This is a genomic window from Hydrogenophaga sp. L310 (assembly GCF_055703065.1).
In genome coordinates, this window is record NZ_JBVPZA010000002.1 from 521,025 (window position 1) to 545,049 (window position 24,025).

Below are 24,025 nucleotides of genomic sequence, written 5' to 3' on the forward strand. Positions count from 1 at the left end.
ATATAAAGCCTTTGGCATCATATTTCATATGACCTGTTAATGGCATCAACGGAGATTGAGCACTCTCCTCCTCGCAGAATCTACATATGAACAATAAGATAATTCGAAAATTCCGTACTAAATTGCCCCTCATTGCGGCAACACTTTTGTTGCTGACAGGTTGTGCAACACAGTCGCTTCAAACGCATCGCGGTTCACATGGACCCCCGGAGAATGAGCGCACAGCACTTGCAGGGTTCCAATTCCCATTCAGAGCAGGGCCCGATCAGATCGTCGTCTTTGTCGTCCACATGCAAGAGGACAGAGATAAGCCGTATCGGAAAATAGTGGGTTATGGATTCGATAACAACAGGGTCACTATGCTTCCTTCGGAGGAGTATTCAGTTCATGTTTTCACAGCCACCCCGAAAGCATTAAAACTTGACGGAATTTGCAACGATTCAGAAAAATTTGAAACCCGTAAACCTTCAAACGGAGTAATTTCGTTGGATCATCCCTATGCATTGAGGCGTCAGGCCGAGGTAGACGTTTCTGGCTCATTCCAACTCGGCCAGACATATGTGGTTAAGTTGTCTCCATTTTGTTTCAAGAACATCTATGCGGGGGGACTATTGCTGTCGAAGGGCTCCGCAGTTCTGATGAATGAAGAGCAAGGAAAATACTTGATATTCAAGTCCAAAAAAAGCGGTATCTTTTTAAAAGCTGATTCACCAACTAGAGTAGATTGACATGAAATCCATTGCTACCCTTTCCATCCTTGCGATCATCTTTTGCGGTGGATGTGCCACCCCCCGTCCAGAGTATTCCCATCCCTCCGGTAAGTCTTCGGCACTCTTTAGACTTCAAACAACCACTGTCAAGGGCTGGGGGATTCACAAGGGCACTGTCTATTTCGGCTTCGAAACCAATCCTTCGACGATCGCCACCCCGTCAGCAACCAGCACGGTGGGGTATTACAACATTCGGGGAGATGATTTTGGACAGGACTATGTCGTTCCGGTTGGTGAAAATTTGCTTTTTACCCTGGATCTCAGCAAGGCGGGAATAACCAAGTTCTACACATGCAGCGCGCCATTTAAATTTTCGCCCGTGCAAGGAAAGCAGTACCTGATTCAGGTCGAACTTGACAACGAGGACGACAATTACAGTTGTGAGGCGCAGCTGTTCGAAAGAGCCGGGGGTACTAATATGCTGATCGGAACCGTGAAAGAATATGCCACCGCACAAGGAAGAATGGGTGCCTACAGGGTTGACAACTCGCCACCTAAAGTGCCTCAGTTTTGATCTATTGACAGGTACGGCCCGGTGAAGTCTTGACTTCCGTTCGTTCTGAGCCCGTCGAAGCCCTTCGACAGGCTCAGAACGAACGGTTTCTACTTCATCGGGCCGGATGATCAATAGCATCACCATCGTGCTGCGTCAGATGCAGGGGCAGAACATCGATCTGCCGGGCGGCATCACCAGCATCCTGGGCCAGATCGCCGCGCGCCAGAACCTCACCATGAAAGCCAGGGGCGACATGGTCTTTGTCGGCGGCGGCATCTAAGCCGGGGGCAACGCCCGGCTCTCCGCTGGCGGCGACCTGCAACTGCTGGCCTACGACACCGGCAAACAGGTGCGTGCCCAATCCCCGCGCGATGAGATCGGCAACCCGGTGGCGAACGGGAAGGGAATGGGTCCGGTCTGGTCTTACGAGAACAGCGCCTACAACCAGACCGGTGTGGACATCCCGGTCGGCGGCAGCCTCAGCGACAGTGCGGGCGGCAACGACGAAGAACGCGCAACGAAGCAATAGCCGACGAGGCCGCACTGCCCCGCCGTTTGTAGTCCAAGGTTCCGGGGCAGCGCGCGTCAGTGCCCCAGGATCTTGGACAGGAAGTCCTTGCTGCGGTCGGTCTGCGGGTTGTTGAAGAACTCTTCCGGGGTGTTCTGCTCGACCACCTGGCCCTGGTCCATGAAGATCACGCGGTCGGCCACGGCCTTGGCAAAACCCATCTCGTGCGTCACGCACAACATGGTCATGCCCTGGTCGGCCAGGCCGATCATCACGTCCAGCACTTCCTTGATCATTTCCGGGTCGAGCGCCGAGGTCGGCTCGTCAAACAGCATGATCTTGGGCGTGAGGCACAGCGCGCGCGCAATGGCCACGCGCTGCTGCTGGCCGCCGGAGAGCTGCAGCGGGTATTTGTTGGCGTGTTCGGCGATGCGCACGCGCTCCAGCTGCACCATGGCCTTTTCGATCGCCACGTTGCGCGGCAGCTTGGCCACCCAGGTGGGTGACAGGATCAGGTTTTCCAGCACGGTGAGGTGCGGGAACAGGTTGAACTGCTGGAACACCATGCCGACTTCGCGGCGCACCTTGTCGATGCCCTTGAGTTCGTCACCGATCACGGTGCCGTCCACCGTGAGCTTGCCCTGCTGGTATTCCTCCAGCGCGTTGATGCAGCGGATCAGCGTCGATTTGCCGGAGCCCGAGGGGCCGCAGATCACGACTTTTTCGCCCTTGGCGAAACTGAGGTTGACGTCGCGCAGCACGTGGTAGCCATTGCTGGCGTACCACTTGTTGACGTTGTCGAACTGGATGATGGGGGCTTCTTGTGGGGACATGAGAGGCTTTCTGATTTTGGGTTGTTCTGTGCTCAGCGGACTTTGCTGACAGCGGTGCGTTTTTCGACCCACAGGCTGTAGCGCGACATGGCAAAACAGAACACGAAATAGATCAGCGTGATGAAGAAATAGGCTTCGAGCTTGAACGGGCGCCAGTCGGCGTCGGCGTTGAGCGCCAGGGCCAGCGCGCCGGTCAGTTCGTAGAGCGAGACGATGGTGACCAGCGAGGTGTCCTTGAACATGCCGATGAAGGTGTTCATGAGCGAAGGCACCACCATGGACAGTGCCTGCGGCAGCACGATCTTGCGCTGCGTCTGCCAGTAGCTCAGGCCCAGCGTGGCCGCGGCCTCGGTCTGGCCCTTGGGCAGGGCCTGCAGGCCACCGCGCACCACCTCGGCCATGTAGGCGGCCGAGAACAGCGTGATGCCCACCACGACACGGATCAACACGTCGATGCTCACGCCATCGGGCATGAACAGGGGCAGCATGAACGAGGCCATGAACAGCACCGTGATCAGCGGCACGCCGCGGATCAGCTCCACGTAGAGCGTGCACAGCGTCTTGATGGCCGGCATGTTGGAGCGCCGCCCCAGCGCCACGAAGATCGAGAGCGGGAAGGCCATCGTCATCGACACCACGGTCAGCATCACGGTCAGCGGCAGGCCGCCCCACTGGTCGGTGTCCACCGGCGTCAGGCCGAGCACGCCACCTTTCATGAGGATGAAATAGACCACCAGCATCGCCGCCCAGATCAGGGGCAAGGCCTTGTTCCAGAAACGGGGCATGCAGCTGATGCCGACCACGGCGAGCATCAGCGCGGTGGCGATCACCGGGCGCCAGTGTTCGGTGTCGGGGTAGCGGCCCATGACGATCAGGCGGCCTTTTTCGGTCACCACGCCCCAGCAGGCGCCGATGCCGCGCACGCTGTTGCAGGCTTCGAGGTTGGCGCCGAAGACGGCGTTGGTCACGGTCCAGCCCATGGCGCCGTACAGCGCCCACAAGCCAATGCCCAGGACCACCAGGGTCTTGATGCTGTTGCTCAGACTGGAAAACAGGTTGGTCTTGAGCCAGGCGACGACGCCCGTGCTCAGGCCCGGCATCGGGCGTGCGTCGACGGGTTGATAGGTTTGCTGCATATCAGTTCTCCAACAAGCCGGAGTGCGATCCGAATCGCGTGAAACGGTCCAGCCGGGAGGCACCGCCGGGCCGGCTTTGCCGGACGGCTGGTGTCGCCCCCTTGAGGGGGTAGCGCGAAGCGCTGCGGGGGTGTTTCATCATTACCTTTCCTGGATGGCTGCGCTGGCGTTGAACCAGTTCATCAGCGCCGAGGTGATGAGGGACAGCGTGAGGTAGACCAGCATCACGATCGAGAGGGCTTCGATGGCGCGACCGGTCTGGTTCAGCGTGGTGTTGGCGATGGAGACCAGATCGGGGTAGCCGATGGCCACGGCCAGCGACGAGTTCTTGGTCAGGTTCAGGTACTGGCTGGTCAGCGGCGGGATGATCACGCGCAGCGCCTGCGGCAGAACGACCAGGCGCATGGCCTGGCGCTTGCCCAGGCCGAGCGAGGCCGCGGCTTCGTGCTGCCCCAGCGAGACCGAAGCGATGCCCGAGCGCACGATCTCGGCGATGAACGACGCGGTGTAGAGCACCAGACCCAGCAGCAGGGCGAGGAACTCGGGGCTGAATGCGGCGCCTTCCTCGATCTGGAAATTGCCCTTCTCCGGCAGGCTCCAGCCGGTGGGAGCACCCCCGGCCAGCCAGCCCAGCACCGCCAGGCCGACGATCAGTGCCAGCGACACCAGCACCACCGGTTTCTGCTGACCCGTCAGGTCAAAGTGTTTGCTGGCCTTGCGGGCATACAGCCAGGAGCCCACCGCGCCCAGCAGCAGTCCGATGAGCGCGAGCGTCTGCCCCAGTTTCCAGATCGGCCAGGGGAAGGAGAAACCGCCCTTGCTCAGGTAGAAGTGGCCGACTTGCCAGGCTTCTTCGAAGCTGGGCAGGATTTCGGTGAAGACGATGTACCAGATCAGCAACTGCAGGTAGATCGGCACGTTGCGGAAGAACTCGACATAGCCGTAGCAGATCTTGCGCAGCAGCAGGTTGGGCGAAAAACGCCCCACGCCGATCAGCGTGCCGAGGATCGTGGCCAGCACGATGCCGATCAGGGCAACCTTGAGCGTGTTGAGCATGCCGATGGAGAAGGCCGTCCAGTACGTGCTCATCACGTCGTACGGGATCATGGTTTCGCTGACGTCGAAACCGAAGGGCTGGCCCATGAAGTCGTAACCGCTCTGGATGCCGCGCTCGCGCATGTTGCGCAGCGTGTTGCGCACGAGCAGCCAGATGAGGGTGGCCACCGAGGCGATGGCCACCACCTGGTAGATGACGCTGCGGCCTTCGCGGCTGTTCCACGAAATCGAGCGTCTTTTTTTGGCGGGTAGCGGCCGAGCTTCAATCATGGACTGGTTGGACATGGAGTCGTTTCCCAGGAAGGAAAGGGCTAAAAAAATGGCACAAGTGCCCTACGAAACGGAGTTCATAGAACACTTGTGCCTGCGACGGCCAAGTGCCGGTGGAGCTGGATCAGCGCAGCGGGGCTGCGTACATGAAGCCGCCTGCGCTCCAGAGGTTGTTCTTGCCGCGCGGCAGGTTGATGGCGGTCTTGGGGCCGACGTTGCGCTCGAAGCTCTCACCGTAGTTGCCCACGGCCTTGATCGAGCGGGCCAGCCATTCCTTGTCCAGGCCGAGGTGCTTGCCGAGGTCTTCGGTGGAACCCAGCATGCGGCCCACTTGCGGATCGGTGCTCTTCTTCATCTCGTCCACATTGGCCTGGGTGATGCCGTACTCCTCGGCTTCGATCAGGCCGTTGAGCACCCATTTGGTGACAGCGAAGAAGTCGTCATCGCCGCGGCGGATCATCGGGCCCAGCGGCTCTTTGGAGATCAGGTCGGGCAGGATCACGTGGTCGGCCGGCACCTTGGCTTCTTTGGCCCGGATCGAGGCCAGGCCCGAGGCGTCGGTGGTGTAGGCCTGGCAGCGGCCGGCGAAGTAGGCGCCGGTGGAGGCTTCCAGCTTCTCGAACACCACGGCCTTGAGGTTGAGCTTGTTGGCGCGCGAGAAGTCGGTCAGGTTCTTCTCGGTCGTGGTGCCGGACTGCACGCAGACCGTGGCGCCCTTGAGCTGCTTGGCGCTGGTGATCTTGCCTTTGTTGACCAGGAAGCCCTGGCCGTCGTAGTAGTTCACGCCGACGAAGTGCAGGCCCAGCGATGCATCTCGCGAGAGGGTGTTGGTGGTGTTGCGTGAGAGGATGTCCACCTCGCCGGACTGCAGCGCGGTGAAACGTTGCTGGGCCGTGAGCGGCACCCACTTGACTTTGGCGGGATCACCCAGCAGGGCGGCGGCCACGGCCTTGCAGTAGTCCACGTCCAGACCCGTCCAGTTGCCGTTGCTGTCGGCGGCGGAGAAGCCCGCCAGGCCGACGTTGACACCGCAGACCAGCTGGCCGCGCGCCTTGATGGCGTCCACCGTCTTGCCAGCGTGAGCGGGCAGGCTCATCAGGGCAGCCGCTGCGCCCATTCCCACCACGGTCAATTTCAGGGCATTCAATTTCATCGGTAACTCCGTTCTGGTCTAAATGTTGATGACTCGGGCAATGTGCACCACAAGGAGGCATACCTGGCCCGCAGAAGGACTGTATTACCGCTGCAGGAGCCATGGCATCGGGGTTTACGTGGGAAAACTATGCGTAAAAGGTATCACGGTATCACCTCCGTCCCACGCCAAAACCCGTGCTTTGGTACCAGCACGTTCCGTGCCACCCACATCGTGTCCCGGCGGTCCCAGGCGCGACATGGCTGCTTGTCTTTTTGCAGCGCGGCCCCGTATGCTCGCACTGGAAAAAAAAGCACCAGGAGACAAACCGATGAGCCCTGCAGACGCCACGCCGATGGTCGAGCAAGTTCAGCCGCGCCCCCACCACCGCTTCTGGCCGAAGCGCCTGCCGCACCGCATCAGTCCGCCCGTGACCTCGCTCTGGCACAACCTGGTGGTGAGCGCACAGCGTTACCCGGACAAGCCGGCGCTGGTGTTCTTCGATCAGCAGCTCAGCTACCGCGAACTGCTGGCGCAGGCCGAGCGGCTGGCGGGCCACCTGCATGCGCAGGGCGTGCGCGCCGGTGACCGCGTCGTGCTGCTGATGCAGAACTGTCCGCAGTGGATCGTGGCGCACTACGCCATCCTGCGGGCCAACGCGGTGGTGGTGCCGGTGAACCCGATGAACCGGGCCGAGGAGCTCAAGCACTACATCACCGATCCCGACGTGAAGGTCGCGGTCTGCGCGGCCGACCTCGCGGGCGACCTGCTCAAGGCGAACGCCGGTCTGCCCGAAGCGCAGCGCCTGTCGCACCTGTTGGTGGCGCACTACCACGACGCCATCGGCCCGCAGGCCGACATCCCGCCCGCGTGGGCCGACTGGCTGGCGAAGCGCCACCCGCTGCCGGCTTTGCCGGGCGGCAGCGTGGCCGACTGGGCCGATGCCCTGGCCAGCACACACACCGCGCCAGCACACGACCGCCAGCCAACAGACCTGTGCGTGCTGCCCTACACCAGCGGCACCACCGGCCTGCCCAAGGGCTGCATGCACACCCACGCCAGCATCATGCACAACGCCGTGGCCTGCAGCCTGTGGACCGGCGGCACACCGGAAAACGTGTCGCTGGTGGTGGTGCCCATGTTCCACATCACCGGCATGGTGGTGGGCATGCACTCAGGGCTGTACACCGGGGCCACGCTGGTCATCATGCCGCGCTGGGACCGCGAACTTGCCGGGCGCCAGATCTCGGCCTGGCGCGTCACGCACTGGAGCAACATTCCCACCATGGTGATCGACCTGCTGGCCAGCCCGCGCTTCGACCAGTACGACCTTTCCAGCCTGGTCTTCATCGGCGGCGGCGGCGCGGCGATGCCGCAGGCCGTGGCACAGCGCCTGTTTGACCAGTTCGGCCTGCGCTACGCCGAGGGCTATGGCCTGACCGAAACCGCCGCGCCGTCGCACAACAACCCGCCCGATGCGCCCAAGCAGCAGTGCCTGGGCATCCCGTTCCTGAGCACCGATGCGCGCGTGGTGGACCCGGAGACGCTGCAGGAAATGCCGGTGGGCGAGGCGGGTGAAATCATCATCCGCGGGCCGTCGGTGTTCGCGGGCTACTGGAAGCGTCCCGACGCCACCGAGGCGGCCTTCATCGATTTCAATGGCGACAAATACTTCCGATCCGGCGACCTCGGCAAGGTGGACGAAGACGGTTATTTCTTCATCACCGACCGCTTGAAGCGCATGATCAACGCCAGCGGCTTCAAGGTCTGGCCGGCCGAGGTCGAGGCGCTGATGTTCCGCCACCCGGCGATCGCCGAAGCCTGCGTGATCGCTACGCGCGACGACTACCGCGGCGAAAGCGTGAAGGCCGTGGTGGTGCTGCGCGACAGCGCGCGCGGCCAGACCAGCGAACAGGACATCCTGGAATGGTGCCGCGAGAACATGGCGGTCTACAAATGCCCGCGTGTGGTGCAGTTTGTCGAGGCCCTGCCCAAGAGTGGCAGCGGCAAGGTGATGTGGCGATTGCTGCAGGAGCAGGAACCCGCGGCCTGAAGGGCTTGTGGCACCTGGGGGCACGCGCCTCCCGGCACAATCGTCTGAATGACCAACACCCTCTCCCCGCTGCGCCGGCTCTGGCAGCCGCGAATGCCCCTTTTCTGGCTGGTGATCGTGCTCAATCTGATGTCTTCTGCCATGACATCGGCTTTGATGGTGATCCAGCCCACCGGCGCGATGCGGGGTCTGCTGACCCTGTTCGCCTTGCTCAATACCCTGGCCGGCTGGTGGCTGCTGGCCCGCCTCTGGCGCGAAACCGCGCCCGCTTCACAAGGAGACTCCCATGTTCAAAGCCCTGCTGATCAACAAGACCGATGACGCCGGCTACCGCTGCGCGCTCACCGAACTCGACGAGGCGCAACTGCCCGCCAGCGGCGACGTGACAGTGCGGGTGGACTGGTCCACCCTCAATTACAAGGACGGCCTGGCCATCACGGGCAAGTCGCCCGTGGTACGCAGCTTTCCCCTGGTGCCGGGCATCGATTTCGCGGGCACCGTGACGGCCAGCGAACACCCGCGCTGGAAGGCGGGCGACCGCGTCATCCTCAACGGCTTCGGCGTCGGTGAGTCGCACTGGGGCGGCCTGGCGCAGATGGCACGGGTCAAGGGCGACTGGCTCGTGGCCCTGCCCGAAGGTCTGGATGCGCGCGACGCCATGGCCATCGGCACCGCGGGCTACACCGCCATGTTGTGCGTGATGGCGCTGCAGCGGCACTGGGCCGAGGCGGGCGTGAAACCCGGCAGCGGCGAGGTGCTCGTGACCGGCGCCAACGGCGGTGTGGGCAGCATCGCCATCGCGCTGCTCGCGGGCCTGGGCCACACGGTGGTGGCGTCCACCGGCCGGCTGGGCGAGGCGGATTTTCTCAAGTCCCTCGGTGCGGCCGAGGTCATCGACCGCAGCACGCTGGGCGCCGCGGGCAAGCCGCTGCAGAAGGAACGCTGGATCGGCGTGGTCGATTCGGTGGGCAGCCACACGCTGGCGAACGCCTGTGCCAGCACGCGCTACGGCGGCGCGGTGGCGGCCTGCGGTCTGGCGCAGGGCATGGACCTGCCGGCGTCGGTGGCGCCGTTCATCCTGCGCGGCGTGACGCTCTACGGCATCGACAGCGTGATGGCGCCGCTGGCCCGGCGCGAGGCCGCGTGGGCACAACTGGCCACTGGCCTGGACCGCAGCAAGCTCGCGTCGATCACGCGCGAAATCGGTCTGGAGGCAGCGATTGGCGCGGCCAGCGAGATCCTGGCGGGCCAGGTGCGCGGGCGCCTGGTGGTGAACGTCAACGCCTGAGAGGCTGAGATCAGGCGCTGCCTTCGGTCTGCATCGGCACGATGTTGCGGTAGGCGTGCCATGTGGCGTGCCCGATCACCGGGCCGATGACCAGCAGGCCGAGGAACACCGGCAACATGGCCAGGCCGATCAGCAGCGTGATGATTGCGCCCCAGATCAGCATCACGCCCGGATTCTGCAGGCAGGCGCGGATGCTGGTGAGGCCGGCCGAGACGGCGTCGGTCTTGCGGTCCATGATCATCGGGATCGAGATCACGCTGGTGATGAAGATCAGGCCGGCGAAGAACCCGCCGACGATGGTGTAGGTGATCAGGAAGCCGATGTTCTCGGGGTTGACCAGCTGCGGCAGCAACTTCTCGGTCGAGGGCATGGTGTTGAAGGTGACGGCAAACACCACCAGCGAAGCCCGGCCCCAGAGCAGTTCCAGGATCAGCAGCACGCCGGCAAAGATGCCCATCGTGCCCTTGGTGGGCTGCCAGGCCTGCAGGGACGCACGCAGCGAAGGCCGGTGGTCGTGGGTCTGCATGGCCTTGCTGGCGTCGTAAAGACCCAGGCAGAGAAACGGCCCCATCAGCAGGAAGCCCGCACTCAGCGCCAGCACATAGGCGGGGGCATTCTGGAACACCGCCAGCAGCGCGTGGCCCATGGAGAAGAAACACAGACCGTAGAACAGGCCGATGCGCGGGCAGCGCTGGAAGTCCTGCCAGCCCAGCTGGAGCCAGCGAATCGGGTCGGACGGGCGCAGGGTGGCGAGCTGGAGCGAGAACACCGAAGGCCCGCGCTCAGCGTCTCTGGGGCGCTGATCACCGTCCGGGGTTTCGCGCGTCAGGTTCTCGCCCTCGACAGCGCTTGCTTGAATGGCTTCGGCCATGATTGTCTCCTTTAGGGAAACAATATAAACAAGGCCGAATATTGTGCTTACATGGTTTACCCCATCCCCGTTGGGGTTGTTCGGGGCCTTGTCTCCTTTGCCTCGCCCGGGTCGCTCCAGAGGGGCCTGCTACAGGTGCGCATGGACCGTCGGGTTGCCCCCGCTTGCGCGCCTGGACGCACCACCGCCAGCAGGTTCGCGGCGCATGTGCAGCGCCAGGGCCGCGTCCAGTGACTGGGTGTGTTTGGCAAACCAGACCGCCAGCTCACCGGCCATTTCACGGACCGCATCCATCTGACCGGCGCGCGCCAGCGCCAAGCCTTCCCGCAGCACATGGAGCACCACCCGGTGCTGGATGATGTGGTTCTCGGCGGCGGAAAACCGGGTTTTTCGCATCCACTCGTCTTCCCGGGCGAAATGTTCCGCGGTGTGATCCACGACAGCGGCCCAGGCCAGTGGCAGGGTGGCGTCGGGTGCGTTTTGTGCCAGCGCCAGCAGGTCCACAAATTCGCGGTGTACGGCATCCATGGGCTCGTAGTCCAGCTGCAGGGCATCGGACCATTCAACAGTGTTCATAACAACCTCCTTGGCTTCGTGCTCAGCTTGACAGCCCGCCCACGGCCACGTTTTGATCCAGCGCAGAAACTCCTCAGGGTGCCACTGCGGGTGAACCCGGATGCGGCCGCGGGCACAGCCGGCAGTTACACTGCCCCGCCATGACCACCAGTGCTTTCTTGCCACCTTGTGTGCCCCTTGACGGGGTGGATGCCGCCCTGCGTTTGCACGGTTTTGCGTTGATTTCTGCCGCGGATGTGCGGCATTGGCTGCCGGCCGACGTGGCCGAACTCGATGCGCTGCACGCCGGCTGGGATCACCTGCCGCCCGATGCCTACCTGAAAGACGGTGGGCGCTACCGAAGCCGCCGCCACAGCTGCTTCGTGGTCGATGGCCAGGCGGTGCATCAGGCGCCGCACCGCGCCCACTGGCAGCCGCTGGAATACAACGCCCTGCACGGCGGCATGCAGCGCTGGTTCGAGCCCATGCAGCCCGAGCAGGTCGCGCTGCCGGTGTGGAACCGCCTGCTGGCGCGGGTGGGCGAGGCAGTCTCGGCCTTGCGCGGCAGCCAGCCCTGGTTTGTCGAGGCGCACCCCTTCCGCATCGACACCACCGACGGCATCGGCCGCCCCACGCCCGAAGGCGCACACCGCGACGGCGTCGATCTGGTGGCGGTTTTCATGCTCGGGCGCCACCGCATCAAGGGCGGCGAGAGTCGCGTGTTCGAGGCCGACGGCCCCAGCGGCCAGCGCTTCACACTGACCGAGCCCTGGTCGCTGCTGCTGCTGGACGATGCGCGTGTGATCCATGAAACCACGCCGATCCAGCCGCTGGTGGGTGGCGAGCTGGGCTGGCGAGACACGCTGGTGCTGACCTACCGTTCGGGCGGCTTTCAGGGCGATTGATACCGCGCTGCGTCAGGCCCCCACACGCTGCTTGCGCCGCCACGCCGCGGGCGGCTGTCCCACGCTGCGTTTGAACGCGCGGGAGAACGACGCTTCCGAGTCGTAACCCACCTCCTGCGCGATCGTTGCGACCTTGCTGTCGCTGTTGCGCAGCAGGCCGGCGCCCAGCTGCATGCGCCAGCTGGTGAGGTATTGCATCGGTGGCTGGCCGGCGAGTTCGACGAATCGTTCGTGCAGGGCCGAACGCGACAGCCCGGCCTCGCGCCCCAGTTCGTCGATCGTCCAGGGATGGGCCGGCTTCTCGTGCATGAGGTGGATCGCACGCCCCACATGGCGATCACGCAGCGCGGCGAACCAGCCCGAGGCGTCGCTGGGCAAGGACTCCAGGTGGCGCCGGGCCGCGTCGACAAAGACCATTTCGCCGACCCGTTCGAGCACGGCGGCGCTGCCGGCGCGGCTCTCGCGCGACTCCGACACCGCCTGGTCCAGCAACTGCGCCACCCACGACCCCAGGCCGCCGGACGCCAGATGCAGCAGGCGGGGCAGGGACGAGATCAGGGGGTTGAAGGGCAGCAGGTCGCAGGCGATGAAGCCGCAGACGACCACCGATGTCGCCTCCTCGGCAGGAATCGCGGCGCCCGGGCGCAACACGCCGCGGTGGTAGGCCACCGCGATGGGTTTGGGGTCGTTGCGGGTGGTGAAGCGCCAGTCGCTGTGGTCTTCCTGCGCATGCATGCCGGGTGCGCTGGAAATGACGTGTCCGTCGCCGCGCGGAAACATCACGATGTCGCCCTGTGCCAGCCGCACCGGCGGCTCGCCGTCGGTGGCGGCCCAGCCGTTGCCCCGGGCGAGCAGGTGGTAGGCCAGCACGTGCTCGGCACCCGGAATCAGGGCGCGCGCCAGATCGGGTGAGGCGGGGGTTTCCGCTGCCCACTCGTCGCCAAAGCTCACGTAATAAAAGACCGAACCGCGCAGGCGCACGCTGCGCAGCACGTCGGACAAGGGGTCGTGGTTCATGGCGGGAACCTCCACGTCTGGCGTCGCGATCAAGCGCGGCGGATTCCCGGCCAGGGCCGCGGGAGGCCAGACGCAATCACGGACGAACAGACAAGTCTGAAGGACGTCCGGGAAAGCGTCAATGCCCCACTGCCCGAAGAATGGGCCCGTCGCCGCAAGCCCGCGCCGACCCCCACCAACTTCCTCAGGAGACCACCCCATGAACACCGTTCTTGAAAAACCCGCCCCCGACTACGCCGCCATCAAGCAGCGCCAGCAAGCCACCTGGGCCAGTGGCGACTACGCTGTCATCGGCACCACCTTGCAGATCGTCGGCGAAACGCTCGCCGAAGCGGTCGACGTGCGCGCTGGCGAGCGCGTGCTCGACGTGGCCGCCGGCAACGGCAACGCCTCGCTGGCCGCCGCGCGGCGCCACGCCAGCGTCACCTCGACCGACTACGTGCAGGCGCTGCTGGCCAAAGGCCACGACCGTGCGCGCGCCGAGGGCCTGGCGATCCAGTTTCAGCACGCCGACGCCGAGGCCCTGCCGTTCGCCGACGCCAGCTTCGATGCCGTGCTCTCCACCTTTGGCGTGATGTTCACGCCCGAGCACCAGCGCTCCGCCAGCGAGATGCTGCGCGTGTTGCGCAGCGGTGGCCGCATCGGCCTGGCGAACTGGACCCCGGGCGGGTTCATCGGCCGCCTGTTCAGGCTCATCGGCGCCCACGTGCCGCCACCGGCCGGGGTGGCTTCGCCGCTGCTCTGGGGCACCGAATCGCACATCGTCGAGCTGTTCGGCTCACACGCGGCGCAGATCCGTTGCGAGCACCGCCACTTCAACTTCCGCTACCACTCGGCGGCGCACTGGGTGCAGGTGTTCCGCGAACTCTACGGCCCCACGCACAAGGCCTTTGCCGCGCTCGATGCCCAGGGTGCGCAGTCGCTCGAACGCGCGATCACCGCGTTGCTGGACGAGCTGAACGTGGCGGGTCCGCAGTCGCTGGTCGTGCCCAGCGAATACCTCGAAGTCGTCATCACCAAACAATGAACCTGGCCATTGGAGATCCGCATGAACACCCCCCTTTCACGCCACGCGCTGCTGGCTTCATTGGTCGCGACGGCAGCGCTGCAGGCGAACGCCGACACCGTCACCGACTGGAACCTGCGGGCCAACGCGCTGGTGGCCGGGTCGCCGCTCGGCACGCCGCCGGCGATCCGCGTCATGGCTATCGTGCAGACCGCGGTGCACCAGGCGCTCGATGGTCTGCCGCCGCGGCTGGCCACCGCGAAGCCGGCCATTGACGCCGCGGTGGCGGTGGCGAACCAGGCCACCTTGACGCAGTTGCTGCCGGACCAGCGGACGAAGATCGATGCCGCCGTCCAGGCGGCGCTGGCGGGCATTGCCGACGGTCCCGCCAAGGCTGTCGGCATGGCCACCGGCGAACGTGCCGCAGCGGTCGTGCTGGCCGCTCGCGCCGGCGACGGCGCGGGCGGCGCCGAAAGCTACCGGCCGCACGCCACCGCGGGCGTCTATGTGCCGACCGCCTTGCCGGCCGTACCGCAATGGGCGCAGCGCAAGCCCTGGCTGATGGCGGGCGCGGCGCAGTTCCGTCCCGGTCCGCCGCCGTCCCTGGGCAGCGAGCAGTGGGCACGCGACTACAACGAGGTGAAGTCGCTGGGCGAGCGCTCGGGTGGTCGGCGCAGCGCCGAGCAGACCGAGGCCGCACGCTTCTGGACCTATTCGATGCCGGCGATCTACCACGGCGTCGTGCGCTCGGCCGCCGAACAACCCGGACGCGATCCGGCCCGCAATGCCCGTCTGTTTGCCGCCGTGGCGCAGGCCATGGACGACGCCATCATCGGTGTCATCGACGCCAAGTACCACCACCACTTCTGGCGCCCCGTCACCGCGATCCGCAATGGCGACCTCGACGGCCACGCGGCAACCGAACGCGCGGCCGGCTGGGCGCCGCTTGTCGATACACCGATGCACCCCGAGTACCCGAGCGCGCACAGCAGCCTGGCCAGCGCGGTGGGCGCGGTGATCGACGCCGAGTTTGGTTCCCGCGCCTTGCCGGTGCTGGGCACCACCAGCCCGAGCGCCAAGGGTGCGGTGCGGCAATGGAAGAGCACCGAGGACTTCGTTCGCGAGGTCTCCGAGGCCCGCATCCACGGCGGCCTGCACTACCGCTTCTCCACCGATGCCGGCGAGGCCCTGGGCCGCCAGGTCGGCCAGCTGGCGGTCGAGCAGCTGCTGCGGGAGGCACCGTGATGAACCGGCTGCCCGTACACCACTTTTTGCACGAAAGGAGCTGACATGCACCACCACACCATCGAGACCGACTACCTCGTCGTGGGCGCGGGCGCCATGGCGATGGCCTTTGTCGACACCCTGATCGATCAATCCGACGCCACCGTGCTGATGGTGGACCCGCACCCGCTGCCCGGCGGCCACTGGAACGATGCCTACCCGTTCGTTCGGCTGCACCAGCCGTCGGTCTGGTACGGCGTTGCTTCGACCCGGCTGGACGAGGCGGAGCCGGACCCGTCCGGCTTTGATCGCGGGGCCACCGGCGCCGAGGTGCTGGCCTATTTCGAACGCCTGATGCGCGAGCGCCTCCTGCCCACCGGTCGGGTGCGCTGGTTCCCGAGCCATCAATACCGCCAGGGTGACGATGGCTCGCACCGCATCGTTTGCCTGGCCACCGGGGCGGAGCAGGTGGTGAAGGTGCGCCGCAAGCGGGTCGACGCCACCCACGCCCGCACCGAGGTGCCGTCGGTGCGCCGGCCCGCCTACGGGCTGGCCGACGGCGTGGACTGCATCGCGCCCGGCCAGTTGCCGCAGCTTCAGCGGACCTGTGCGCACTACACGGTGGTCGGATCGGGCAAGACCGGCATGGACGCCTGTCTCTGGCTGCTGGACAGCGGGGTACCGGCGTCGCGCATCCGCTGGATCATGCCCCGCGACGCCTGGGTGCAGGACCGCGCCAACTTGCTGCCGGGGCCGGAGCACTTCGAGCTGAGCATGCGCCGCACCATCGACCAGTTCGAGGCGATCGCCGAAGCCGCCTCGCTGCCCGACCTGTGGGTGCGCCTGGAGCAGCGTGGGGTGCTGATGCGCCTGGATCCGGCGGTGGAGCCGACGACCTTCCGTTGCGCCATCGCCTCGCGCGAAGAGATGACCCAGTTGCGGCGCATCCACGACGTGGTGCGGCTCGGCCGGCTGCGCTCGGTCGAGCGCTCGCATCTGGTGCTGGAGCAGGGTGTGATCGGCGCCCACGCGGACACGCTCTACATCGATTGCAGCGCCGCGGCCCTGCACCCAGCCCCATCGGTGCCGGTGTTCGATGGCGACCGGATCAACCTGCTGATGGTCAGCTGGTGCCGGCCGCTGTTCAGCGCGGCCCTGATCGCCCAGGTTGAAAACACGGTGAGCGATGAAGCCGAGCAGAACGCCTTGTGCGAACCGGTGCCGGTGCCCGAGCGGCCGTCCGACTGGCTGGTCCAGTGGGCCGTGACCCTGAAAAACGCCCAGCGCTGGCGGCAACAGCCGCAGGTTGACGCCTGGCTGAAAAACAGCCGACTCAACACCGTCGGCGTGCTGCTGGACGGTGCCGGTCCCGTCGACCCCGCCCAGCTGGACCTGTTGCGGTTGAGCGGGGCCAAGGCCCAGGCGGCGGTGCCAAACCTGCGCAGGCTGATGGCCAGTTTGCAGTCGCCTGGTGCGGACACGGAGGCCAGAGGCGGGCGGTCAGCGCGCCCGGACCCCGTCGTCCCGTGACCCCGCAGGCAGTCCGGCGGGCCGGCTGCGCCGGCTCCGCGGCTCAGCGCACGGAGCGGTCGGCCCAGTGGTTGCCCTGGCGTGCGGTGGGCGTCACACCACCGGCGCGCTGTTCGGCGTAGGCACGGATGTGGGCCGGCAGGCGGGCAAGCAGCCAGCGCAAGGCCAGGGGCACGATGACCAGGTCGTCCAGCACGCCGATCACGGGCAGCATGTCGGGAATGAAGTCGATCGGCGAGACGAGGTAGAGCACCAGCGCCGCCGCGCCGGCCTTGAGCCAGCCCGGCGATTCGGGATGGCCCAGCGCATACCAGAGCCGTTTCGCGTCACCGCGCACAGCGAGCCAGATCACCGAGAGTCGTTTCCACATCGCAGCACCTCTTCAAGGACAGAACGGGTTGGAGGCGGGGGGTAAGCCAAAGTTCGCTGAGTGCAGGCACGCGGACAAGACGAACGGACGGTCGCGTGTTTTCCAGCACACGCCGTGGAACCGGCTTCGCCGGGCCACAGGGCGTGGTCCCCCCTCCGGGGGGAAGCCGCGCAGCGGCGCAGGGGGGCCTCACCGTCGTATTGCGTTGGGGAAATACAGGGCCGTCAGGCTGCGGCTGTGCACCGGCGAAAAGTCGTCGGCCACGGCGCTGGCGCCGCTGCCGTAGCGCCGCCACTCGCGCACCCAGTACAGGTGGTCGCAGACCTCCAGCAGGCCGATGGTCTCGCGGTCGCCGATCAGGATGCCGTGCGCGCGCAGGGCCAGCCGCTCCTTGGCCTCGCGCAGCTGCTGCAGCGTGGCGGGCGTGACGCCGAACTCGCCGTCGCTCACCACCAGCAGGTCGGCCTCGTGCCAGCCGGTGGTCTGCACCAGGGCGATGGCTCGCTCGATCGGCGTCTGCACGTCGGTGCCGCCGTCGAAGCTCTGGCCCATCAGGTCGAGCAGGTGCTCCAGCCCGGTGGCGTCGAGCGTCAGGTCGCGCTCCAGCAACTCGCTCGGGCCGCCGAAGGCCAGCAGCCGGCAGGGGCGCTGGCCGGCGTGGGCGCTGCGCAGCGCCTGCAGCACGCAGGCCTTGGCCACGCTTTCCGGCGCGCCGCGCATGGAGCCCGAGGTGTCGAGGCAGATGATCAGCGGGCCGTGCCCGGCGTGGGTGGGCGCCTGCCGGTGTGGCCGGTGTTCGGGCAACGGCAGCGGCCGACGCGAAGTTTCGCGGGCGCGGTCGTCGTAGGTCAGCAGCTGGGCTTCGGCGAAGCGCGCGCGCCAGAGCCGGTGCAGCACCGGGTGGGTCAGGTTCAGGCTCTCGCTGCCGGCCATGCGCGCGAGGTTGCGCGAGCGGCGCACCCCGTCCACCGCGGTGGGCTCGGGGCGTCGTTCTTCTTCGTCGGCCTGGCGCTGCGCGGCCTGCGCATCGGGCGCCGGATCGGGCCGGGCGGTGCGCGCCGGCGGGCGTTGCCGGTGTGTGTCGCGGCGGCCCACGCCGTCGATGAAACTGGCCAGCGCCGGCAGGCGCTGCAGCAGCTGGCCGATGCGCCGCGCTTCCTGCCACTCGCGCCGGTTGAGCTGGCCGGCGAGGTCGTCCCAGCGCAGGTGCGCCAGATCGCCCAGCGACTGCAGCAGCGCCAGCACCTCGTCCCAGCCCTGACGCTGCACGTCCCAGCTGTCGCGGAAGCTGGCCTGCATGCGCGCCACCGCCTGCGCGCGCGGTTCATCGGCCGGGCGGTCGATCAGGCTGTCCAGGTGCCACAGCAGGCTCTGCAGCACCTGCCGCGTGAGCGGTGCGCTCTGGCGCGTGAGGGTGAGCAGGTCCAGCTCGGCCAGCAGCGGGCGCAGCGCCTGCGTGGCGGCGGCGTCGCCGAAATCGTGCGCCGGGTCGGGCAGGACGCCGTCCATGAGCGCACGCACCCAGTGGGCCAGTTCGGGCAGGCGGCGCGTGGCCGGGCCGCTGCTGCACACCACGGCCCAGCGCCAGAGTTCGCGCGGCAGGGCGTTCAGGTGGTGGTAGGGCCGGTCGGGAAAGTTCTGCCCTTCGACAGGCTCAGGGAGAACGGTGGCTGGGGGCACGGTGTCGACCGGCCCGCCCGCCCGGGCTGAGCCTGTCGACGCCTTCACGGGGATTCCCAGTGCACCGGTGCCGGTGCGTTGGCGGTGGCCTCGGCGTCCACCGGCAGGTCTGCAAAACCGTTGCGCGTGGACTGGTGTTGCGCGCACAGGCCCGCCAGCTGACCACAACGCTCGGCGTGCGCGGCTTCGATCTGCAGCAGCCAGCTCGGGGGCAGCCAGTCGTGCGACCGGGCTTCGGCCAGCACCGCGTGCGCCACCGCCAGCCATTCATCATGCAGCGCCAGCAGCCGTTCCAGCAGTTCGTCGCATTGCGCCACGCGGGCGGCGATGTGCACGGGGCTGTAGTGGCGCTGGGCGCGCGCGCTGGTGAAACGCACCATCTCGCTTTCTTCGCCCGGGCGGGTGATGGCACGCGCCAGCGCCAGCTTGCCCGCGCTGTCGTCCTGCGCGTCGGGTGGGGCGCGGCGCTCGGTGTCGAGTTGCGACTCGAAGGCCTGCACCGCGCGCTCCAGCCCGTCGATGGGCAGCGGCGCGGTCTGGGCGACCCGGTGCAGGAACAGCGTGGTCCAGGCCGGCACCTGCGCCGGGTCGGCGGCCAGCGCATAGGGCAGCAGCCAGAGGTCCCAGGGGCTGACCTCGCCGGCCCCGCGGCTGGCGGCCTGCAGCTGCAGCAGGGCCACGAGCTGGCGCCAGCGGCGGTCCGACACGGTCTGTGCGGTCTGGCTCGCGTGCTGCCGGGCCTGCAGCAGCAGCGCCAGCGCGGCTTCACCCAGGGCGACTTGCGGCGCGCGCTCGCGCAGGGCCTGCACCACGGCCGGGTCGATCAACGCCTCGGCCGGGGTGTCGCCTGCGGCTGTCGCGTCTGCCAGCAGCAGGGCGGTGAAATGCGCGTCGTCCACCGGCTGCACCGGCACGCGCAGCAGGAAGCGGTCGTAGAACGCGAGCAGGCTGTCGTCCTGCGGCTGTTCGTTGCTGGCGCCCACCAGGCACACCAGCGGCACCGGCAGGCGCTGGCTGCCGTTGTCGAACTGGCGCTCGTGCAGCAGGCCGAGCAGGGTGTTGAGGATGGCGGAGTTGGCCTTGAACACCTCGTCGAGAAACGCCACTTCGGCGCTCGGCAGGTAGCCCTCGGTCAGGCGCTCGTAGCGGTCGTCTTCCAGCGCGCGCAGCGAGAGCGGACCAAACAGCTCTTCGGGCACGGTGAAGCGGGTGAGCAGGCGCTCGAAATAGTGCGCGCCGGGCAGCAGGCGCTGCAGACGGCGCGCGAGTTCGCTCTTGGCCGTGCCGGGCGGGCCGAGCAGCAGCACGTGCTCGCCCGCGAGCGCCGCCAACAGCAGCGCGCGGGCCGCCACGTCGCGCTGCAGCAGGCCCTTCTCAAGTTCCGCGATGGCCGCTGACCATCGCATGGATCACACCCTCTCGAAGATGGCGGCGATGCCCTGGCCGCCGCCGATGCACATGGTCACCAGCGCGTAGCGACCGTTGATGCGCTGAAGTTCGTACAAGGCCTTCACGGTGATCAGCGCGCCGGTGGCACCGATGGGGTGGCCGAGCGAAATGCCCGAACCATTGGGGTTGACCTTGGCCGGGTCGAGGCCGAGTTCCTTGCTCACGGCGCAGGCCTGGGCGGCAAAAGCCTCGTTGGCTTCGATCACGTCCATGTCGTTGACGGTGAGGCCGGCTTTCTGCAGCGCCAGGCGCGAGGCCGACACCGGGCCGATGCCCATGATCTTGGGGTCCACGCCGGTGTGGGCGTAGGCCACCAGGCGCGCCAGCGGCTTGGCGCCACGGGCTTTGGCCGCACCGGCTTCCATCAGCACCACGGCCGCGGCGGCGTCGTTGATGCCCGAGGCGTTGCCGGCGGTCACGGTGCCGTTTTCCTTCACGAACACGGGCTTGAGCTTGGCCATGTCTTCGAGCTTGCAGTTGGGGCGGAAATGCTCGTCGGTGGCGTAGGCCACTTCGCCTTTCTTGCTCTTGAGCATGACCGGAACGATCTGGTCCTTGAAGTAGCCGGCCTCGGTGGCGCGTTGTGCGCGGTTGTGGCTCTCGACGGCGAGGGCGTCCTGCATCTCGCGCGTGATGCCGAACTGGGCAGCCACGTTTTCGGCGGTCACGCCCATGTGGATGGTGTGGAAGGGGTCGTGCAGCGCGCCGACGACCATGTCGACCATCTTGGTGTCGCCCATGCGTGCGCCCCAGCGGGCCGAGAGGCTGGCGTAGGGGCCACGGCTCATGTTCTCGGCGCCGCCACCGATGGCGATGTCGCAGTCGCCGAGCATGATCGCCTGGCTGGCCGAAATGATGGCCTGCAGGCCGGAGCCGCACAGGCGGTTGACGTTGAACGCGGGCGTGCCTTCGGCGCAGCCGCCGTTGACCGCGGCGACGCGGGAGAGGTACATGTCCTTGGGTTCGGTGTTGACCACGTGGCCGAAAACCACATGGCCGACGTCCTGGCCGTCCACGCCGGCACGCGCCAGCGTTTCCTTGACGACCAGTGCCGCCAGCTCGGTGGGCGGCGTGTCCTTGAGGCTGCCGCCATAGGTACCAATGGCGGTGCGGGCAGCGCTGACAACAACAACTTCTCGGCTCATGTTCATCTCCTGTGTGTGGTGGGGTGTGATGGATGGTGACCTGCCCCGGGAGGGTGGTGATCACCGGATCAACACCACATGGTATGCGCGGCAGGCTTACACCGGGCTTGTCGGCTGTCAACTCGGGCGCACCAGTCCGTCGCGAGCGTTCAGAACACCTGGCGCGCCAGCACGGGCAGCCGGTCGCCGGCAGCGGGCCGGGTGACGAAGACTTCGCCCATGGACAGAAACGCTCCCGTGAGTGCCGAGATGTTGACCTGGTGCGTCACCAGCATGAGGTTCTTCGGTGCCGCCAGCCCGCGCACCGCATGCAACACCTCACGGGTCTGCGCCGGACCGGTGGCGTCGTTGAAAAAGGAATTGATCGGCGCCCAGACCATGTGGCGGCCGAAGGCGAGTTCGGCGGTTTCGGTGCAGCGGCACCAGGCGCTGGAGCGCACTTCGTCGATTGGCACGCTTTCGCGGGTGAACGCCGCGCCGACCCGGCGCGCCTGCTCGCGGCCGGCTTCGCTCAGCTTGCGCTGGGTGCTGCACTGGTCGAGCCGGAAGCCCGGTGGGTCGCCGATGCCGGGTTCGGTCAACGCATGGCGCATCAGCACGACGCAGCCGCCGCGGCGCAGCAGGGCCCAGAAGTCGCCACTGCCCTGCGCCATGGCCAGCATCGGAACGCCGGATACGGCACCCAGTGTGAACAGCGAGCGGTTGAACTGGCGGCGAGAAAGCTGGGTCATGGTGGTCTCCCGGCAGGGCGGCCGCTGGCGGATTCAGTCCCGCACGTCGGCCACCGGTTGGTCTCCAAAGTCGGGCCGCTGGAGCCAGGCCAGGACCTGGCGGGCGGCGTCCTGAGGACTTGAGAGCTGGCCCTGGCGCTGGAGTTCCACGAAGCGCTGCCGGTCGGGGAAGGCGGCCGGGTCACCCGCGCGCAGCTGCACCTGCATGTCGGTGTCGATCACGCCGGGCGCGAGCGAGACCAGCCTGGCGCCGTGTTCGCGCTGCGCTTCGTCGAGCGCGCTGCAGCGGGTGAAGTGGTCCAGCCCGGCCTTGGCGGCGCAATACGGCGCCTGCGCGGCCATGGGGCGACGGCCCAGGCCAGACGAGATGTTGAGCACCTTGCGCGGACCGCGCCAGCCGCCATCGACCCAGGCGCCGGTGGCGCGCAGGAACGCCGCGGTGAGCTGCATGGGGGCTTCGAGCCCGACGCGCAGCGCATTGGCCAGCTGATCGGGCGGGCAGGCGTCCAGCGGTCCGATGGCCGGAATCACGCCGGCGTTGTTGATCAGCGTGGCGCTGGCCAGGCTGGGGGCGTCGAGTTGCGCCAGCCAGTGTTGCAGGCGCTCGGCCGCGGCCACGGTGTCGGCCAGGTCGATGCGCCATTGCAGCAGCGTGGCGCCGCGCTGGCTCGCGAGTTCGGTGAGTTCGGCGCTGGACTGGCGCGACAGGCACAGCAGCACCCGACCCGGTGCGATGAGTTGTCGGGCCATGGCCAGGCCCATGCCGCGTGAGGCGCCGGTGAGGATGAAGAGGTCGTGCATGGCAAAGGGCCTCAGAAAGGACAGGATGATTCGAAACGCATCTGTGCGCCGGTGACCGGGTGCGGGATGCTCAGGGCCTGTGCGTGCAGCAGCATGCGGTCCACCGCCCCGGTGGGCGCCGCGTAGAGCGGATCGCCGACGATGGGGTGGTCAATGGCCTGCAGGTGCACGCGCAGCTGGTGCGAGCGGCCGGTGACGGGTTCGAGGTCGAGCCGGGTGGTGCCCGGCAGGGGTGCCGGCTCGGTGGCGAGGCGCCAGTGTGTCACGCTGGGTTTGCCGTGTGGATGGTTCACGGCGCTGCGCGGGCGGTTGAGCCAGTCCAGCAGCAGCGGCAGGTCGATCGTGTTCCAGCCGTTGTCCGGCTGGGGGTTGGCCAGCAGGCCGTTGACCACCGCCACGTAGCGCTTGTGCACACGGCGTTGCTCGAACGCCAGGCCGAGGGCGCGCTGGGCTTCGATGCCCCGGCCCATGACCACAAGGCCGGAGGTGGCCATGTCCAGCCTGTGCACCACCAGCGCGTCGGGGTAGGCGGCCTGGGCGCGCGCGCTCAGGCAGTCCTGCTTGTCTTCACCGCGACCGGGCACCGCCAGCAGCCCGGCGGGTTTGTCCAGCACCAGCAGGGCTGCGTCGGCGTACAGCACACGCAACCCGGCCGGGACCGCCGCCAGCGTGGCTTGCGGGCCGGGTGGCTGCGCGGTGGCGGTGTCGCTCACGGTGCGGGGCCAAGCGCCTGGCGCAGTTCGTCGGCGTCGATGCTGCGCGCGGCGCCGAAACCGGCCACCTGGCGCGCGCCGCCCGGCACCAGGCGCAGGAAACGGAAATCGCCCAGCGCCGTCATGGGTTCGGCCTCGGGAAAGCGCGCCAGGTAGGCCTCGCGCGCGGCCCCGTGCGCCGCGCTGCCGGGCTCGCAGGGCAGGGCGTTCACGTCCAGCGTCACGCGGGGCAGCGCATGCACCGGCTCGCCCGCGACTTCGGCCTGGCAGACCATGAGCGAGGCACGCGGCTGGCGCTGCAGGTTTCGCGTGTGCGCGGCCAGGCCGCTGACGTGGATCACCAGTTCGCCGACCAGCGGCAACACGGCAAAAGGCACCATGGAGACGAAAGGCGCGCCGGTTTCGTCGAGCGTGCCGAGCGCGGCGATGCGCTGCGAGGCGAGCAGTTCGCGCAGCGCGGCGGTGAGGCGGGGTTCGTGGGCCATG

General features: G+C 67.0%; 26 protein-coding genes. 11 read left to right on the top strand and 15 right to left on the bottom strand.

Annotated features, from left to right (window positions below; genetic code table 11):
- Positions 1–86 precede the first annotated feature (86 nt).
- From AC0GNO_RS06150 to AC0GNO_RS06165, 4 genes are all read left to right on the top strand, one after another.
- Positions 87–728 (top strand): hypothetical protein, encoded by a 642-nt coding sequence (locus tag AC0GNO_RS06150; protein ID WP_472903343.1) that lies wholly within the window; start codon positions 87–89, stop codon positions 726–728.
- A 1-nt stretch (position 729) separates the two neighbouring features.
- On the top strand, positions 730–1,284 hold the full coding sequence (locus AC0GNO_RS06155; RefSeq protein ID WP_472903344.1) for a hypothetical protein: 555 nt from the start codon (positions 730–732) through the stop codon (positions 1,282–1,284).
- Positions 1,285–1,390: 106 nt separating this feature from the next.
- Complete coding sequence (locus AC0GNO_RS06160) at positions 1,391–1,546, top strand: hypothetical protein (protein WP_472903345.1); 156 nt, start codon at positions 1,391–1,393, stop codon at positions 1,544–1,546.
- Positions 1,547–1,615: 69 nt separating this feature from the next.
- A complete protein-coding gene (locus AC0GNO_RS06165) occupies positions 1,616–1,795 on the top strand; it encodes a hypothetical protein (RefSeq protein WP_472903346.1) in 180 nt (59 codons plus the stop codon).
- Positions 1,796–1,851: 56 nt separating this feature from the next.
- Here AC0GNO_RS06165 and AC0GNO_RS06170 read toward each other — a convergent pair whose 3' ends face one another.
- The 4 genes from AC0GNO_RS06170 to AC0GNO_RS06185 all read right to left on the bottom strand — a co-directional run bounded on the left by AC0GNO_RS06170 (position 1,852) and on the right by AC0GNO_RS06185 (position 6,222).
- A complete protein-coding gene (locus AC0GNO_RS06170) occupies positions 1,852–2,607 on the bottom strand; it encodes an amino acid ABC transporter ATP-binding protein (RefSeq protein WP_472903347.1) in 756 nt (251 codons plus the stop codon).
- A gap of 32 nt (positions 2,608–2,639) precedes the next feature.
- Positions 2,640–3,743 (bottom strand): amino acid ABC transporter permease, encoded by a 1,104-nt coding sequence (locus AC0GNO_RS06175; protein ID WP_472903348.1) that lies wholly within the window; start codon positions 3,741–3,743, stop codon positions 2,640–2,642.
- Between the two features lie 141 nt (positions 3,744–3,884).
- Positions 3,885–5,084 carry an amino acid ABC transporter permease gene (locus AC0GNO_RS06180; RefSeq protein ID WP_472888069.1) on the bottom strand — a complete coding sequence of 400 codons (1,200 nt, stop codon included), beginning with the start codon at positions 5,082–5,084 and terminating at the stop codon, positions 3,885–3,887.
- Positions 5,085–5,193: 109 nt separating this feature from the next.
- Positions 5,194–6,222 carry an amino acid ABC transporter substrate-binding protein gene (locus tag AC0GNO_RS06185; protein WP_472888070.1) on the bottom strand — a complete coding sequence of 343 codons (1,029 nt, stop codon included), beginning with the start codon at positions 6,220–6,222 and terminating at the stop codon, positions 5,194–5,196.
- Positions 6,223–6,532: 310 nt separating this feature from the next.
- Between AC0GNO_RS06185 and AC0GNO_RS06190 the strand changes: the two genes are divergently transcribed.
- The 3 genes from AC0GNO_RS06190 to acuI are packed head-to-tail and all read left to right on the top strand — an operon-like array spanning position 6,533 to position 9,542.
- Positions 6,533–8,254 carry a long-chain fatty acid--CoA ligase gene (locus AC0GNO_RS06190; protein ID WP_472903349.1) on the top strand — a complete coding sequence of 574 codons (1,722 nt, stop codon included), beginning with the start codon at positions 6,533–6,535 and terminating at the stop codon, positions 8,252–8,254.
- 48 nt (positions 8,255–8,302) lie between these two features.
- The gene (locus AC0GNO_RS06195) at positions 8,303–8,575 is read left to right on the top strand and encodes a hypothetical protein (protein WP_472903350.1); all 273 of its coding nucleotides are present in this window, start codon (positions 8,303–8,305) and stop codon (positions 8,573–8,575) included.
- Complete coding sequence (acuI, locus tag AC0GNO_RS06200; RefSeq protein WP_472903351.1) at positions 8,541–9,542, top strand: acrylyl-CoA reductase (NADPH); 1,002 nt, start codon at positions 8,541–8,543, stop codon at positions 9,540–9,542. Before AC0GNO_RS06195 ends, acuI begins: the two co-directional genes overlap by 35 nt.
- Positions 9,543–9,552: 10 nt before the next feature.
- Here the strand turns inward: acuI and AC0GNO_RS06205 are convergent, their stop codons facing one another.
- Positions 9,553–10,413: a DUF2189 domain-containing protein gene (locus tag AC0GNO_RS06205; RefSeq protein ID WP_472903352.1), complete on the bottom strand. Its 861-nt coding sequence runs from the start codon at positions 10,411–10,413 to the stop codon at positions 9,553–9,555.
- 129 nt (positions 10,414–10,542) lie between these two features.
- Positions 10,543–10,989, bottom strand: coding sequence for a bacteriohemerythrin (locus AC0GNO_RS06210; protein WP_472888075.1), 447 nt, complete (start codon positions 10,987–10,989; stop codon positions 10,543–10,545).
- 140 nt (positions 10,990–11,129) lie between these two features.
- Between AC0GNO_RS06210 and AC0GNO_RS06215 the strand changes: the two genes are divergently transcribed.
- Positions 11,130–11,873, top strand: a complete 744-nt coding sequence (locus AC0GNO_RS06215) for a 2OG-Fe dioxygenase family protein (RefSeq protein ID WP_472903353.1) — start codon at positions 11,130–11,132, stop codon at positions 11,871–11,873.
- 12 nt (positions 11,874–11,885) lie between these two features.
- On the opposite strand, the gene AC0GNO_RS06220 is transcribed toward AC0GNO_RS06215, so the two are convergent.
- Complete coding sequence (locus AC0GNO_RS06220) at positions 11,886–12,890, bottom strand: AraC family transcriptional regulator (RefSeq protein WP_472888077.1); 1,005 nt, start codon at positions 12,888–12,890, stop codon at positions 11,886–11,888.
- Positions 12,891–13,089: 199 nt separating this feature from the next.
- On the opposite strand from AC0GNO_RS06220, the gene AC0GNO_RS06225 reads away from it, so the two are divergent.
- The 3 genes from AC0GNO_RS06225 to AC0GNO_RS06235 are packed head-to-tail and all read left to right on the top strand — an operon-like array spanning position 13,090 to position 16,650.
- On the top strand, positions 13,090–13,917 hold the full coding sequence (locus AC0GNO_RS06225; protein WP_472888078.1) for a class I SAM-dependent methyltransferase: 828 nt from the start codon (positions 13,090–13,092) through the stop codon (positions 13,915–13,917).
- 21 nt (positions 13,918–13,938) lie between these two features.
- Positions 13,939–15,141, top strand: a complete 1,203-nt coding sequence (locus AC0GNO_RS06230; RefSeq protein ID WP_472903354.1) for a vanadium-dependent haloperoxidase — start codon at positions 13,939–13,941, stop codon at positions 15,139–15,141.
- Between the two features lie 45 nt (positions 15,142–15,186).
- On the top strand, positions 15,187–16,650 hold the full coding sequence (locus AC0GNO_RS06235) for a hypothetical protein (protein WP_472903355.1): 1,464 nt from the start codon (positions 15,187–15,189) through the stop codon (positions 16,648–16,650).
- A gap of 43 nt (positions 16,651–16,693) precedes the next feature.
- On the opposite strand, the gene AC0GNO_RS06240 is transcribed toward AC0GNO_RS06235, so the two are convergent.
- The 8 genes from AC0GNO_RS06240 to AC0GNO_RS06275 all read right to left on the bottom strand — a co-directional run bounded on the left by AC0GNO_RS06240 (position 16,694) and on the right by AC0GNO_RS06275 (position 24,024).
- Positions 16,694–17,020 carry a YkvA family protein gene (locus AC0GNO_RS06240; RefSeq protein ID WP_472903356.1) on the bottom strand — a complete coding sequence of 109 codons (327 nt, stop codon included), beginning with the start codon at positions 17,018–17,020 and terminating at the stop codon, positions 16,694–16,696.
- Between the two features lie 189 nt (positions 17,021–17,209).
- Positions 17,210–18,700 carry a VWA domain-containing protein gene (locus AC0GNO_RS06245; protein ID WP_472903357.1) on the bottom strand — a complete coding sequence of 497 codons (1,491 nt, stop codon included), beginning with the start codon at positions 18,698–18,700 and terminating at the stop codon, positions 17,210–17,212.
- 44 nt (positions 18,701–18,744) lie between these two features.
- Complete coding sequence (locus tag AC0GNO_RS06250; RefSeq protein ID WP_472903358.1) at positions 18,745–20,106, bottom strand: AAA family ATPase; 1,362 nt, start codon at positions 20,104–20,106, stop codon at positions 18,745–18,747.
- A gap of 3 nt (positions 20,107–20,109) precedes the next feature.
- Positions 20,110–21,294 (bottom strand): beta-ketothiolase BktB, encoded by a 1,185-nt coding sequence (gene bktB, locus AC0GNO_RS06255; RefSeq protein WP_472903359.1) that lies wholly within the window; start codon positions 21,292–21,294, stop codon positions 20,110–20,112.
- Positions 21,295–21,443: 149 nt separating this feature from the next.
- Entirely contained in the window at positions 21,444–22,025 is a 582-nt protein-coding gene (locus AC0GNO_RS06260; RefSeq protein WP_472903360.1) for a histidine phosphatase family protein, read from the bottom strand.
- Between the two features lie 33 nt (positions 22,026–22,058).
- Complete coding sequence (locus tag AC0GNO_RS06265; RefSeq protein WP_472903361.1) at positions 22,059–22,826, bottom strand: SDR family NAD(P)-dependent oxidoreductase; 768 nt, start codon at positions 22,824–22,826, stop codon at positions 22,059–22,061.
- 11 nt (positions 22,827–22,837) lie between these two features.
- A complete protein-coding gene (locus tag AC0GNO_RS06270) occupies positions 22,838–23,539 on the bottom strand; it encodes an RluA family pseudouridine synthase (protein WP_472903362.1) in 702 nt (233 codons plus the stop codon).
- Positions 23,536–24,024, bottom strand: coding sequence for a HugZ family pyridoxamine 5'-phosphate oxidase (locus AC0GNO_RS06275; protein WP_472903363.1), 489 nt, complete (start codon positions 24,022–24,024; stop codon positions 23,536–23,538). Before AC0GNO_RS06275 ends, AC0GNO_RS06270 begins: the two co-directional genes overlap by 4 nt.
- Position 24,025 lies beyond the last annotated feature (1 nt).

Coding starts and splice junctions, on each gene's coding strand:
- AC0GNO_RS06150 (WP_472903343.1), top strand. CDS start 87: ATGAACAATAAGATAATTCGAAAATTCCGTACTAAATTGCCCCTCATT.
- AC0GNO_RS06155 (WP_472903344.1), top strand. CDS start 730: ATGAAATCCATTGCTACCCTTTCCATCCTTGCGATCATCTTTTGCGGT.
- AC0GNO_RS06160 (WP_472903345.1), top strand. CDS start 1,391: ATGATCAATAGCATCACCATCGTGCTGCGTCAGATGCAGGGGCAGAAC.
- AC0GNO_RS06170 (WP_472903347.1), bottom strand. CDS start 2,607: ATGTCCCCACAAGAAGCCCCCATCATCCAGTTCGACAACGTCAACAAG.
- AC0GNO_RS06175 (WP_472903348.1), bottom strand. CDS start 3,743: ATGCAGCAAACCTATCAACCCGTCGACGCACGCCCGATGCCGGGCCTG.
- AC0GNO_RS06180 (WP_472888069.1), bottom strand. CDS start 5,084: ATGTCCAACCAGTCCATGATTGAAGCTCGGCCGCTACCCGCCAAAAAA.
- AC0GNO_RS06185 (WP_472888070.1), bottom strand. CDS start 6,222: ATGAAATTGAATGCCCTGAAATTGACCGTGGTGGGAATGGGCGCAGCG.
- AC0GNO_RS06190 (WP_472903349.1), top strand. CDS start 6,533: ATGAGCCCTGCAGACGCCACGCCGATGGTCGAGCAAGTTCAGCCGCGC.
- AC0GNO_RS06195 (WP_472903350.1), top strand. CDS start 8,303: ATGACCAACACCCTCTCCCCGCTGCGCCGGCTCTGGCAGCCGCGAATG.
- acuI (WP_472903351.1), top strand. CDS start 8,541: ATGTTCAAAGCCCTGCTGATCAACAAGACCGATGACGCCGGCTACCGC.
- AC0GNO_RS06205 (WP_472903352.1), bottom strand. CDS start 10,413: ATGGCCGAAGCCATTCAAGCAAGCGCTGTCGAGGGCGAGAACCTGACG.
- AC0GNO_RS06210 (WP_472888075.1), bottom strand. CDS start 10,989: ATGAACACTGTTGAATGGTCCGATGCCCTGCAGCTGGACTACGAGCCC.
- AC0GNO_RS06215 (WP_472903353.1), top strand. CDS start 11,130: ATGACCACCAGTGCTTTCTTGCCACCTTGTGTGCCCCTTGACGGGGTG.
- AC0GNO_RS06220 (WP_472888077.1), bottom strand. CDS start 12,890: ATGAACCACGACCCCTTGTCCGACGTGCTGCGCAGCGTGCGCCTGCGC.
- AC0GNO_RS06225 (WP_472888078.1), top strand. CDS start 13,090: ATGAACACCGTTCTTGAAAAACCCGCCCCCGACTACGCCGCCATCAAG.
- AC0GNO_RS06230 (WP_472903354.1), top strand. CDS start 13,939: ATGAACACCCCCCTTTCACGCCACGCGCTGCTGGCTTCATTGGTCGCG.
- AC0GNO_RS06235 (WP_472903355.1), top strand. CDS start 15,187: ATGCACCACCACACCATCGAGACCGACTACCTCGTCGTGGGCGCGGGC.
- AC0GNO_RS06240 (WP_472903356.1), bottom strand. CDS start 17,020: ATGTGGAAACGACTCTCGGTGATCTGGCTCGCTGTGCGCGGTGACGCG.
- AC0GNO_RS06250 (WP_472903358.1), bottom strand. CDS start 20,106: ATGCGATGGTCAGCGGCCATCGCGGAACTTGAGAAGGGCCTGCTGCAG.
- bktB (WP_472903359.1), bottom strand. CDS start 21,294: ATGAGCCGAGAAGTTGTTGTTGTCAGCGCTGCCCGCACCGCCATTGGT.
- AC0GNO_RS06260 (WP_472903360.1), bottom strand. CDS start 22,025: ATGACCCAGCTTTCTCGCCGCCAGTTCAACCGCTCGCTGTTCACACTG.
- AC0GNO_RS06265 (WP_472903361.1), bottom strand. CDS start 22,826: ATGCACGACCTCTTCATCCTCACCGGCGCCTCACGCGGCATGGGCCTG.
- AC0GNO_RS06275 (WP_472903363.1), bottom strand. CDS start 24,024: ATGGCCCACGAACCCCGCCTCACCGCCGCGCTGCGCGAACTGCTCGCC.